This is a genomic window from Thauera sp. 27, from assembly GCF_000310125.2.
Lineage (GTDB): Bacteria > Pseudomonadota > Gammaproteobacteria > Burkholderiales > Rhodocyclaceae > Thauera > Thauera mechernichensis.
Genome location: NZ_AMXB01000040.1, coordinates 1 through 12,326 on the forward strand (window position 1 = coordinate 1; position 12,326 = coordinate 12,326).

9 protein-coding genes are annotated in these 12,326 nt (G+C 63.7%); 1 reads left to right on the plus strand and 8 read right to left on the minus strand.

All coding sequences use genetic code 11. The features are described 5' to 3' along the window. Positions 1 to 128: 128 nt before the first annotated feature. The 8 genes from pstB to B447_RS17900 form a co-directional block, all read right to left on the minus strand. Positions 129 to 950, minus strand: a complete 822-nt coding sequence (gene pstB, locus B447_RS17865) for a phosphate ABC transporter ATP-binding protein PstB (RefSeq protein WP_002943794.1) — start codon at positions 948 to 950, stop codon at positions 129 to 131. A 19-nt stretch (positions 951 to 969) separates the two neighbouring features. Beyond that, entirely contained in the window at positions 970 to 2,691 is a 1,722-nt protein-coding gene (gene pstA, locus B447_RS17870) for a phosphate ABC transporter permease PstA (RefSeq protein ID WP_157384725.1), read from the minus strand. A gap of 50 nt (positions 2,692 to 2,741) precedes the next feature. Continuing rightward, positions 2,742 to 5,375 carry an ABC transporter permease subunit gene (locus B447_RS17875; protein ID WP_002943798.1) on the minus strand — a complete coding sequence of 878 codons (2,634 nt, stop codon included), beginning with the start codon at positions 5,373 to 5,375 and terminating at the stop codon, positions 2,742 to 2,744. A 77-nt stretch (positions 5,376 to 5,452) separates the two neighbouring features. Further along, positions 5,453 to 6,430 carry a PstS family phosphate ABC transporter substrate-binding protein gene (locus tag B447_RS17880; protein ID WP_002943800.1) on the minus strand — a complete coding sequence of 326 codons (978 nt, stop codon included), beginning with the start codon at positions 6,428 to 6,430 and terminating at the stop codon, positions 5,453 to 5,455. 274 nt (positions 6,431 to 6,704) lie between these two features. After that, entirely contained in the window at positions 6,705 to 8,057 is a 1,353-nt protein-coding gene (gene glmM / locus B447_RS17885) for a phosphoglucosamine mutase (protein ID WP_002928147.1), read from the minus strand. A 31-nt stretch (positions 8,058 to 8,088) separates the two neighbouring features. Next, the gene (folP, locus tag B447_RS17890; RefSeq protein ID WP_002928143.1) at positions 8,089 to 8,919 is read right to left on the minus strand and encodes a dihydropteroate synthase; all 831 of its coding nucleotides are present in this window, start codon (positions 8,917 to 8,919) and stop codon (positions 8,089 to 8,091) included. A 130-nt stretch (positions 8,920 to 9,049) separates the two neighbouring features. Next, the gene (ftsH, locus tag B447_RS17895; protein WP_002943801.1) at positions 9,050 to 10,942 is read right to left on the minus strand and encodes an ATP-dependent zinc metalloprotease FtsH; all 1,893 of its coding nucleotides are present in this window, start codon (positions 10,940 to 10,942) and stop codon (positions 9,050 to 9,052) included. 122 nt (positions 10,943 to 11,064) lie between these two features. Continuing rightward, positions 11,065 to 11,688: an RlmE family RNA methyltransferase gene (locus tag B447_RS17900; protein WP_002928141.1), complete on the minus strand. Its 624-nt coding sequence runs from the start codon at positions 11,686 to 11,688 to the stop codon at positions 11,065 to 11,067. Between the two features lie 97 nt (positions 11,689 to 11,785). On the opposite strand from B447_RS17900, the gene yhbY reads away from it, so the two are divergent. Next, positions 11,786 to 12,241, plus strand: a complete 456-nt coding sequence (gene yhbY, locus B447_RS17905; protein ID WP_002928139.1) for a ribosome assembly RNA-binding protein YhbY — start codon at positions 11,786 to 11,788, stop codon at positions 12,239 to 12,241. Positions 12,242 to 12,326: the final 85 nt, after the last annotated feature.

The following is a 12,326-nucleotide window of genomic DNA, read 5'->3' on the forward strand; positions in this document are numbered from 1 at the left end:
CTGATCGGCCCCCCCGCCACGGCATACGCTCACGCCTGTGGCGGGCGCGCGCAGGTCGCGGTTCAGAAACGGCAAGAGGGGCGCAATTGCGCCCCCCCTTGCCCCATGAATGTCCGCCCGGGCTTCGATCAGCCGAAACGGCCGGTGATGTAGTCCTCGGTACGGCTATCCTTGGGCGTGGTAAACACGGTGTCAGTCGCGCCGTATTCGATGAGCTTGCCGAGATACATGAAGGCGGTATTGTCAGAGACGCGTGCCGCCTGCTGCATCGAGTGCGTCACGATCACGATCGAAAACTGGCCACGCAGTTCATGAATCAGCTCCTCGACCTTCGCGGTGGCAATCGGGTCGAGCGCCGAGCACGGCTCATCCATCAGGAGGATCTCGGGTTCGGCTGCAATCGCGCGCGCGATGCACAGGCGCTGCTGCTGGCCACCCGAGAGGCCGAGCGCGCTCTCGTTGAGGCGGTCCTTGACCTCGTTCCACAGTGCCGAGCCCTTGAGCGCACGCTCGCAGGCCTCCTCGAGCATCGCCTTGTCGCTGATGCCCTCTACCCGCAGCGGGAAGATCACGTTCTCGAAGATCGACTTCGGGAAGGGGTTCGGCTTCTGGAACACCATGCCCATGCGCTTGCGCAGCGCAATGACATCCACGCCGGGCGCGTAGATATCGTTGTCATGCACGATCACCTTCCCCCTGATGCGCAGGTTGTCGATGAGGTCGTTCATCCGGTTGAGCGAACGCAGCAGGGTCGACTTGCCGCAGCCCGAAGGGCCGATGAGCGAGGTCACCATGCCGCGCTGCACTTCCATATTGACATTGTAGAGTGCCTGGGCCTCACCGTAGAAAAGGTTGAAGTCACGGATCGAGATCGCCGATCCCTGACCGGAATCGGTCACGTGATAGACGGTCTTGGGAATGCTCGGCGCTTCCAGGGTTGCAGTACTCATTGCTTTCGACTCCTGAATCTCAGAACTGGCTGCCGACGAACTTCTTCTTCAGTCGGTTGCGGATGTAGATGGCGGACGAGTTCATCAGCACAATCAGCGCAAGCAGAAGCAGCGTGGTGACGAACACCATGGGCTTGCCGGCCTCTGAGTTGCGCGACTGGAAGCCCACATCGAAGATATGGAAGCCCAGGTGCATGAAGCTGCGTTCGAGGTGAATGAAGGGTGCGAAGCCGTCGATCGGAAGTTCCGGCGCGAGCTTGACCACACCGACCAGCATGAGCGGGGCCACCTCGCCCGCGCCGCGTGCCATGGCCAGGATGAGGCCGGTCATGATGCCCGGCATGGCATGGGGCAACACCACCGAGCGGATGGTCTGCCACTTGGATGCACCACAAGCCAGCGAGCCCTCACGAATCGAGCGCGGCACCGCCGACAGCGCCTCTTCCGAGGCCACGATCACGACCGGCACGGTAAGCAGCGCCAGGGTCAGCGCCGACCACAGGATGCCGCCGGTACCAAAGGTGGGATTGGGCAGGCGCTCGGGGAAGAACAGTGCATCGATGGAGCCGCCCACGGTGTAGGCGAAGAAGCCGAGGCCGAACACACCGTAGACGATCGAGGGCACGCCAGCGAGATTGTTGACCGCGATCCGTACCATCGCCACAACCTTGCCCTGCTTGGCGTATTCGCGCAGGTAGAGCGCGGTGATCACGCCGAATGGGGCCACGACGACGACCATCAGCAAGGTCATCACCACGGTGCCGAAGATTGCGGGCAGGATCCCGCCCTCGGTATTCGCCTCGCGCGGTTCTGCGCTCAGGAACTCGCCCCAACGCGAGAAATAGATGCCGATCTTCTGGAACACGGTAAGGTCGTTCGCGGGATAGAAGCGCACGATCTGTGACAGCTGCGTGTTCTTGGTATTGCCGCCCACTTCCTCGAGCACGATGCGATAGCGCGCATCCCGGGCCTTGATCTCGTTGGCCTGGGCCTGCAGGCGATCGAACTCGCGCTGCAGTTCAGCAGTACGCTGCTCGACGCGCGTCAGTTCGGCACGATACTCGGCGCTGTCCGTGCCGCTGTTGAGCTCGACGCGGCGCAAGCCGAGGCGAAGCTGGTTGAGCTCATGGTTGATGACACCGATGTCCGAGCGTTCGATCTTGCGAATCTCCGCAAAGCGAGCGCGTGCGGCGACCTGCTCCTGGCGCAGCCGGGACAGGCCCAGCGCAGCCGGATCCTGCTCGACACCATCGATGATCACGGACTTGATACGGCCGACGAACGGCCCCCACTCCTGGCGCTCAAGGTAGTAGAACGCAGGGTCGCGGACGACGGTGGCGACATCGAAGGTATTTACCCAGCGGAAATCCTCGTTGTACAGGTCATAGTTGCCGATACGGTAGAGGGTACGTTCGGCGTAGCCATCATTGTCCGCGATCTGCTGCTGGATCTCAGCGGGAAGACCAGCCAGGAAGCCGCCTTCCGGCCGATAGACATTGAAGCGCGAAGGCTCCCCCGCCACCTTCTGACCACTATTGAGCGTCACTACCTCGATCGGCTTAGGCCAGAAGGTAGTGATGCCGTTCCAGAAGATCATCAGCAGAAAACCACAGATGAGTATGATGCCCAGCGCCAGCGCGCCACCAAACCCCCAGAGTGCGGGCTCACCCACCGCCGAAAGGTCCGCGGTGTAGCGACGGACGGCCTTCGCTTCCTTGCTTGCAGCGTTTGCGGTGCTCATGTTCGGCGCCTTTTCTTCCACATGTGTCGTCATGGTCTGTTCCTCCCCGGTCAGAGCTGGAAGGCGCGCTTGCGGAAGCGCTGGCGGATGATCTCCGCCACGGTGTTGATGACGAAGGTCATGATGAACAGCGTCAGCGCGGCGAGGAACAGCATACGGTACAAGGTGCCGCCGATCACGGCCTCGGGCAGCTCCACCGCGATATTCGCCGACAGCGTGCGCAGGCCGTTGAAGATGTTCCAGTCGAGCAGCGCGGTGTTGCCCGCCGCCATCACCACGATCATCGTCTCACCCACGGCGCGGCCCATACCGATCATGCAGGCGGCAAACACCCCGGACATCGCGGTCGGGAGCACCACCCACATCGCCGTCTGCCAGGGCGTAGCACCGGCGGCGAGGCTGGCTGCGCGCAGTTGGGCGGGCACCGAGTTGAGCGCATCCTCCGCCAACGTGTAGATGTTGGGGATGATGGCGAAGCCCATGACCATGCCGACGACCAGTGCATTGCGCTGCACGTAGGTATCAACCACGCCACCACGCGGATCGAAACCCACCGCCGTCAGCGCCATTGCCAAGCCGAAGGACAGCGCGATCGACAGCACGATCATCACCAGCCAGCGCGCGCCATCGAGCACACCCGCCTGCTGCCGGCTCAGGCCACGCACATGCAGGCGATAGGATGTGCCCACCGTTCGATTGAACAGCATGGTGAGCAGCACGAAGGACAGCGGCCACAGCAGCAGGCCCATGAAGGGCGTGCCAGTACCGACGTCGTGGTTGGTCCAGGCCTTGAAGTCGCCATAGAAGAAGGTCTGCTCGAACCAGGGCCCGAGTGCGGCCGCGACCCACACCGACAGCGCGATGACCACGAACATGAAACTGAACTTGGGGATGCCGTTGAGCTTCAGCGCCATAGCGGGCGGCAGCATCTGCCACACATAGGCGGCAATCATCAAACCCATCGGCAAGGCGACAAAGCCGAGCACCACGGCTGCAATCCAGCTCTCTACGATGGGCGCCAGGATGAGTGCCGCGATGAAGCCCAGCACCACCGTCGGCAGCGACTCCATCATCTCCATCATTGGCTTGACGGTCGCACGGACCTTACGGTGTACGAACTCCGAAGTGTAGATCGCCGCCAACAGCGCGATCGGCACGGCGAACATCAGCGAATAGACGGTGGCCTTGAGGGTGCCGAAGATCAGCGGCACGAGCGAGAACTTGGGCTCGAAGAGGTCGGTACCCGAGGAGGACTGCCAGGTGTAGCTCGGCTCCTGGTAACCCTCGTACCAGCTCTTGCCGAAGATCGCGCGCCAGGTCGTCTCCGGGTGCGGCACGTAGAAGGTCCAGTGGTCGACCAGGCCGGCCGGCGTGATCGCCACCGCGCCGTCGTCGCGCGGCATCAGCATCACCTGCACGCCCACCTCGGCAAGCGGCTTGTCCTGCTTGAGCTGGAGCAGCACCTGCTCGCTGGTGGCATGGCGGAACCACAGGTTGCCCGCGGCATCGAGCGTCACCAGGCTCTTGCGGCGCTGCGAAACGTCATAGGCGACGATCCCTGCCGGCTGGCGCTCCAGTTCGCGGGCGAGCACCATCTTGTAGCCATCGACCGTGCCCGCGTTCTCGGGCTGCAGCCGGAAATACATACGCAGCGAGCCGTCGTTGCCGCCGACGACGATGGTCTGGTCGCCGATCAGGAAACCAAGCACACCGAGCTGCGCGCCGTCCGGCGTCAGGCGAGCAGTCTCGGCCAACACCGGCTTGTTGAAGTCGCGGGTATCGAAGCGATGCACCGTTCCATCGGCAAGGCCGACGTAAACCTGGTCCGCCTGTGCGGTCAGAAGCACTTTCGCGACCTTCGTACCCTCGGGCAGCGGCGGCAGGGTCGAACTGCGGGTCGTTACGGTCTCCTGGCGGGTCATCAGATTGACCCGGGTCTCGGAGCGCGTGAGCCGGCCAATGCCCTCTGCATCAAAGCTGACATAAGAGCGTGTCGGGCGCTCGACCGTACCGCCAAGCGCGAAGCCGATGGCCTTGATCGCTACACCCTCAGCCGCAATCTGCTCGGGCGGCATCACCTTGGCATCGATGAAGATACGGCGAATCTGGTTGCCGGGAATGCGACGATACACGGCACTGCCGTCGGTATAGTCATACTCGTCGAGCTGCGTCAGGCCTGCAGGCATGTCCTCGGCGCGCAGCACCTGGACCTCGAGTGCAATATGGGCGAAGCGCACGCTACCGTCGGCGAAGCCGAACATCATGTCGCTGCGACTGTTCGTGGCCCCTACCGCAGTCGCAGTATCGCCGCCGAAATCCAGTTCCAGTGAGGAGAGCGGGCGCCCCGAATTGATGTGAAAACTGTCGACCCGGCCGTTGCTGCCGATACGCAGCCCCATGGTCTGGTACTCGTCGGCATTGCTCCAGATCACGTCCTGCATCGGCTGCAGGACATAGGTATCCTGTTTCTTGAGTTCGCCGCCCATGAACAGCGGGATCGCCTCCTTGGCGAGAAAGGCGAGGATGCCGAATACGGCGAGGATGACGAGAAGGCCGCCGACGGTGATCGTCACATCCGCCGTGCGATCCGCGAGGAGGACGGACTTGCGCGTCGTCCGGCCGATGGGCAGCAGACGCTTGTAGCCCTCTCGCTTGCCCGACTGTTTGGCCGTTGTTTCACTCATGGAGGATATCCATTGCTACGTTGGAACGAATGGCGGGCACGGCGAAAGCCGTGCCCGCCCTCAGCACGCCAAAGCGCTTACTTGGCCAGGCCGAAGCGCTTCAGGTCGTCGTCAGCCAGGGCCTTCACGACCGGGAAGTAGCCATCCTTGACCACCGCTTCCTGACCTTGCTTCGAATAGACGAAGCGGATGAACTCGCCGCGGACCGGATCCAGAGCTTCGTTCGGGTTCTTGTTGACATAGATGTAGAGGAAGCGCGAGACCGGGTAGTCACCGCTCGAAGCGTGCTCAGCGCTCGGCTCGTAGCAAGTCTCGCCCGGGGCGGAAGCCAGCTTCACGAACTTGACGTCGGCGGTCTTGTAGCCCACGCCCGAGTAGCCGATACCGCCGATATCCGAAGCTACACCCTGAACCACAGTGGAAGAACCCGGCTGCTCCTTCACCTCATCCTTGTAGTCGCCATTGAAGAGCGCGACTTCCTTGAAGTAGCCGTAGGTGCCCGAGGCCGAGTTGCGGCCATAGAGGGAGATCGGGCGGCTCGCCCACTCGCCGGTCACGCCGACGTCACCCCAGGTCTTGATGTCCTTGTCCAGGCCACCATTGCGGGTCTTGGAGAAGATAGCGTCAACCTGTTGCAGGGTCAGACACTCGATCGGGTTATCTTTATGTGCATAAACGGCCAGCGCATCGACCGCACCGCGGATGGCGGTAGGCTTGTAGCCGTATTTCTTCTCGAAGTCGTCTTCTTCCTTCGACTTCATCGGGCGCGACATCGGACCGAACTGCGCAGTACCGGCGATGAGCGCGGCCGGAGCGGTGCTCGAGCCCTTGCCCTCGATCTCGATCTTGACGTTGGGGTACATCGCATTGAAGCCTTCGGCCCACAGCGTCATCAGATTGTTCAGGGTGTCGGAACCGATCGACTTCAGGTTGCCCGACACGCCACTGACCGGCTCGTAGGACGGCAGCGAGGGATCGACCTGCACCTGCGCCTGAGCGGCAAACGAGGCGGTCATGGCCACGACGGCGGTCGCGATGAGGCTCTTCTTGAACATGTACAGACTCTCCAGATTCGTGAATTCATCTTGCCCCTGCGGGCCGGTGCCCCCGTCACACGGGGAACGGACTGGATTATCAGGACCCAAGATGACAGTTCTGTTAAACGTCACGAAACAATCGCAGGGGCAGCATCTTCAATACTTCCAGATGACATTAAACCCCTCGACTTGAGAACCTGAACCTCATATGTGAAAAGGGCTTGCCGCGATTCCGCAGCAAGCCCTTGCCTGGCGACGCCGCATGCTGCGGCGCAAGAAAAATAATCGGCGGTCAACCGATGGCGTGCTCCACCGCCGAGGCGATGGACTTGGCAAGGCGGTCCACCTGCGCCCCGTCACACCCCTCCACCATCACTCGCAGCAGCGGTTCGGTGCCCGAGGGGCGCAGCAACACTCGCCCGCTCTCGCCCAGCTCGCGCTCGGCGTCGTCGCGCGCACGTGCAATCGTGGCGTCGGCCTGCCAGTCGAAACCCGCTGCCATGCGCACGTTGATGAGGCGCTGTGGGTAGAACACCAGGTCGGCGCAGGCATCTGCCAGCGTCTCTCCGCGCTGCTTGAGCGCGGCCAACACCTGCAGGGCAGAGACCATGCCATCGCCCGTGGTGTGGCGATCGAGACAGATGATATGGCCCGAGTTCTCGCCGCCGAGTTTCCAGCCGCGCTCGTGCAAGAGTTCGAGCACATAGCGGTCGCCCACCTTTGCGCGGGCGAAGGGGGCACCGAGGCGGCCGATTGCGTGCTCGAAGCCGAGATTGCTCATCAGCGTACCGACCACACCATCGAGCCGGTCTTCGGCATGGCGCGCTCGCGCGATCACGTAGAGCAGCTTGTCGCCGTCGTAGATCTCGCCGCGCGCATCGACCATCATCAGGCGGTCTGCATCGCCATCGAGCGCGATGCCGAGGTCCGCTCCCTGTGCCAGCACTGCGCTGCGGAGATTCTCCGGACGGGTCGCACCCACGCCGTCGTTGATGTTGAGCCCGTTGGGCTCCACCCCGACGGGCAACACTTCGGCGCCAAGCTCGTGCAACACCTTGGGCGCAATGTGGTAGGCAGCGCCGTGTGCGCAATCGACCGCGATGCGCAGGCCGCGCAGGTCGAGCTCGTTGGGAAAGGTGCTCTTGCAGAACTCGATGTAGCGCCCTGCCGCATCCTCCACCCGGCGCGCGCGTCCGAGCTGCGCCGAATCCACGCAGCCCATCGGTTCGTCAAGGTGGGCTTCGATCTCGGCCTCTACCGCATCCGGCAGCTTCGTACCACCGGCGGAGAAGAACTTGATGCCGTTATCGTAGAAGGGGTTATGAGAAGCCGAGATGACGACCCCGGCCTGCAACCGCAGGGCGCGGGTGAGGTAGGCCACGGCAGGCGTCGGGATGGGCCCGGCGAGCATCACGTTGACCCCCGCCGCGGCAAAACCGGCCTCGAGCGCCGCTTCGAGCATATAGCCCGAGACGCGCGTGTCCTTGCCGATCAGCACTGCGGGGTGCTCTCCCGCAGGCAGCTTTTCCCGCGCCACCAGAGTCACGCCCGCGGCGTAACCCAGGCGCATCACGAACTCGGGTGTGATCGGCTCCTCACCCACGCGGCCGCGCACCCCATCGGTACCGAAATACTTGCGCCCCATCCCTGCTCCCGTGAACTAGACGAAAGCGCGATTATGACACTGCCGACACCGCCTGCCATACCTTGAGGACGTCCACCGTGGGAGCAACGTCATGTACACGCACGATGCCCGCCCCACGCTGTACCGCGATCAGGGCCGCGGCCACACTCGCCGCCGTGCGCTCGCCGACCTCACGCCCCGTGACGGCACCCAGCATCGACTTGCGCGACATGCCCGCCAGCACAGGCAGCCCGCCCGCGCCGAAGCGGGCGAGTTCGCGCAGCAAGGTGTAGTTATGCACCGTGCGCTTGCCGAAGCCAAAACCGGGGTCGAGGACAATGCGCCCGCGATCGACGCCCGCAGACTGAAGCGCCGCCACCCGTTCATCGAGAAAGGCCGCCACCTCGCCCACGACATCGTCGTAGCGCGGGTCGAGCTGCATGGTGCGCGGCTCGCCCTGCATGTGCATCACGCACACGGCTGCGTCGCCGGCAGCGACGGCATCGATCGCGCCAGGGGCACGAAAGGCGTTGATGTCGTTGATCATGTCTGCGCCGGCCGCAAGTGCCTCGCGCATCACTGCGGGCTTCAGGGTGTCGATCGACAATGGCACCTGCCAGCCGCGCGCGTGCTCGACGAAGCGCACCACACGCTCCAGCTCCTGCGCCTCGGTCACCGGTTCGGCGCCCGGGCGCGAGGACTCGGCGCCAATGTCGAGCATGTCGGCCCCCTCCTCGATCGCTCGCTCGGCGCGACCAAGGGCGGCGGCAACGTCGCCATGCACGCCATCGCCCGAAAACGAGTCATCGGTCAGGTTGATGATCGCCATCACCTTGGGCTGGGCAAGATCGAGGCGGAAGCGACCGCATTGCAGGATGCTCATGAACACTCACTCGGCAACGGAGGAATCGGAATGGGCTGCATCGTCATCGGCCCATCATGAAAAAGGGCCGGATCGACCGGCCCTTTCAGGGGACGGGCCCGGAGGCCCGCAAGCAATACAACGTAAGCGCTCAGGCAGCAGGCGCAGCCGCGTTGGGTGCTGCACCCGGCGCATCGTCCTTGGGACGGGGCGTCGGTGCCGCAACCGGCTTGGGCGGACGCGGCGGGCGACCGTCCATGATGTCGTTGACCTGGTCGGCGTCGATGGTCTCCCATTCGAGCAGCGCCTTGGTCATGGCCTCGACCTTGTCGCTGTTGTCTTCGATCAGACGCCGGGCCAGACCGTACTGCTGATCGATGATGCGACGAATCTCGGCGTCGACCTTCTGCATCGTTGCCTCGGACACGTTGCGGTGCGTGGTGACCTGGCGGCCAAGGAAGATCTCGCCTTCCTCTTCGCCATACACCATCGGTCCGAGATTGTCGGACATGCCCCACTGCGTGACCATGCGACGTGCCAGGTCGGTGGCACGTGCAAAGTCGTTCGACGCGCCGGTGGTCATCTGCTTCATGAAGATCTCTTCGGCGATTCGACCGCCGAACAGCACCGCAATGGTCTGCAGCAGACGTTCGCGGTCCTGGCTGTAACGATCTTCGGTGGGCAGTTGCATGGTCACACCCAGCGCGCGACCGCGCGGGATGATCGTCACCTTGTGCACCGGATCGGTCTTGTCGAGCAGTCGCGCCACCACTGCGTGGCCCGACTCGTGATAGGCCGTGTTGCGACGCTCCTCCTCGGGCATAACGACCGAGCGGCGCTCCGCGCCCATCATGATCTTGTCCTTGGCACGCTCGAAGTCGTCCATGTCGACAAGTCGCTTGTTGCCCCGTGCCGCGAACAGTGCAGCCTCGTTGACCAGGTTGGCGAGATCAGCTCCGGCGAAGCCAGGCGTGCCGCGCGCCAGCACCTGCGGGTCGACATCGGGTGCAATCGGCACCTTGCGCATGTGCACCTTCAGGATCTGCTCGCGGCCGCGGATGTCGGGCAGCGACACCACGACCTGACGGTCGAAGCGGCCCGGGCGCAGCAGCGCGGGATCGAGCACGTCCGGACGGTTGGTCGCCGCGATGACGATGACCCCGGTCTGGCCCTCGAAACCATCCATCTCGACCAGCAGCTGGTTGAGCGTCTGCTCGCGCTCGTCGTTACCGCCACCAAGGCCCGCACCGCGCTGACGGCCGACAGCGTCGATCTCATCGATGAAGATGATGCACGGCGCATGCTTCTTGGCCTGCTCGAACATGTCGCGCACCCGTGCCGCACCCACACCGACGAACATCTCGACGAAGTCCGAGCCGGAGATGGAGAAGAACGGCACCTTGGCTTCGCCCGCGATCGCCTTGGCGAGCAAGGTCTTGCCAGTACCGGGCGAGCCCACCATGAGCACACCCTTGGGAATGCGTCCGCCGAGTTTCTGGAACTTGGAGGGGTCACGCAGAAACTCGACCAGCTCGAAGACCTCTTCCTTGGCCTCGTCGCAACCGGCAACGTCGGCAAAGGTGATGGAGTTGGCCGACTCGTCGAGCATGCGCGCCTTGCTCTTGCCGAAGGAGAACGCACCGCCCTTGCCCCCGCCCTGCATCTGACGCATGAAGAAGATCCATACGCCGATCAGCAGCAGCATCGGGAACCAGGAGACGAACACACTCGCAAGGAAGGACTGCTCCTCGTCGGGCTTGGAGGCGTTGACCTGCACGCCGTAGCGCATGAGATCGGACACCATCCAGATATCCTGCACGCCCGGCGTATAGACCGTGATCGTGCGTCCTTCCTGCGTGGTTGCCTTGAGCACGCGACCGTCCACCGTCGCTCTCGTGATGCGTCCCGCCTTGGCTTCTTCCAGGAACTGGGAATACTCCATGGTGTTCATGGGAGCCTGGCGCGCATTGAACTGGTTGAATACCGTCATCAGCACGACGCCGATAACCATCCAGATCGCGAGATTCTTGAAGAGATTGTTCAACTTTCTATTCCCCGAAAGCCATTCCGGCCATGTACGCGACAGACCGATTCTAGTGGTGAACGTTCCCACCGGCAAACCAATGACGGCGATTGGCAAAGGCAATCCCCGCGCCGGCATGCCGGTCAGGCTGTCTGCGGCCCCTTGCCGACGAGATAAACCTCGGCACTGCGGTCCCTCGAGGCCTTCGGCTTGCGCACCTGGACCGACGCAAATGCGCCCTCCATCTGCTTGCGAAAGTCCATGAAGCCCTCGCCCTGGAAAACCTTTACGACAAACTGCCCCCCCGGCTTGAGATGCCGCGCCGCGAAATCGAGTGCCAGTTCGCACAGATGGATCGAGCGCGCCTGGTCAACGGTTGCAACACCCGACAGGTTGGGCGCCATGTCCGAGAGCACGACGTCGACCCGCGCGCCCTCGAGACGGGCCTCGAGCAGTTCGAGCACGCTGTCCTCGGTGAAGTCGCCGAGGATGAAATCAACGCCCGCAACAGGCTCCATCGGCAGCAGATCGAGCGCGAACACCCTCGCCTTCGGCCCGCAGCGCTTGACCGCCACCTGGCACCACGAGCCCGGCGCCGCGCCTAGATCGACCACGACTGCGCCGGGGCGCAGGAGGTGGTCGCGTTCGTCGATCTCGAGCAGCTTGTAAGCCGCGCGAGCGCGGTAACCATCTGCCTGCGCCCGCTGGACGTAGGGATCATTCACATGGTCATGGACCCAGGCCCGGCTCGTCTTGTTCTTTTTCATCGCTCCATCCGCCACTAAGGGGCATTTCCACACGGCCGCCAGGCCTTCGTCGGAGTAGAATCCGGTTCCCGATGCTTCAAGTATCCAGAGAATCTCAATGACCGAGCTTACCCCGGCGCAGCGCCGCGACCTGCGCGCCCGCGCCCATCACCTCAACCCGGTGGTCACCATCGCCGGTAACGGCCTTACGCCTGCCGTCCTCGCCGAGATCGAACGCGCGCTGCAGGCGCACGAACTCATCAAGGTCAAGGTCCAGGGCACCGAGCGCGAACAGCGTGACGCCCTCATGCAAGCGCTGTGTGCGAGCCTGGAAGCCCAGGCTGTGCAGCACATCGGCAGCATCCTCGTCGTCTGGCGCGAACGCCGTGAGCAAGACAAGCCCGCTGCAGCACCCGAAAAGAAACCCGCCCGGGCCGCGACCGCCAAGTCCGCTGCGGCCTTCGCCGCCGCTGCGCGCCGTGCCGCCCTTGCCAAGGCAAGCGCAGAAACCCGTCGTTCACCCGCCCGCGCACCGGCTGCACGCGGCCGTACAACTGGAGCACGCGGCCGCTGAAGTATGGCGCCGTGATCGGCGCCACGCCTGAGCCGGCCATGCGAGAAGGCGGTGCATCGCACCGCCTTCTTCACGTCCGGCGACA

What these genes read in the sequence shown, in the direction of transcription:
- glmM (WP_002928147.1), bottom strand. Translation starts at nt 8,057, where the DNA reads ATGGGGCGCAAGTATTTCGGTACCGATGGGGTGCGCGGCCGCGTGGGT.
- yhbY (WP_002928139.1), top strand. Translation starts at nt 11,786, where the DNA reads ATGACCGAGCTTACCCCGGCGCAGCGCCGCGACCTGCGCGCCCGCGCC.
- B447_RS17880 (WP_002943800.1), bottom strand. Translation starts at nt 6,430, where the DNA reads ATGTTCAAGAAGAGCCTCATCGCGACCGCCGTCGTGGCCATGACCGCC.
- B447_RS17875 (WP_002943798.1), bottom strand. Translation starts at nt 5,375, where the DNA reads ATGAGTGAAACAACGGCCAAACAGTCGGGCAAGCGAGAGGGCTACAAG.
- B447_RS17900 (WP_002928141.1), bottom strand. Translation starts at nt 11,688, where the DNA reads ATGAAAAAGAACAAGACGAGCCGGGCCTGGGTCCATGACCATGTGAAT.
- pstA (WP_157384725.1), bottom strand. Translation starts at nt 2,691, where the DNA reads ATGAGCACCGCAAACGCTGCAAGCAAGGAAGCGAAGGCCGTCCGTCGC.
- folP (WP_002928143.1), bottom strand. Translation starts at nt 8,919, where the DNA reads ATGAGCATCCTGCAATGCGGTCGCTTCCGCCTCGATCTTGCCCAGCCC.
- pstB (WP_002943794.1), bottom strand. Translation starts at nt 950, where the DNA reads ATGAGTACTGCAACCCTGGAAGCGCCGAGCATTCCCAAGACCGTCTAT.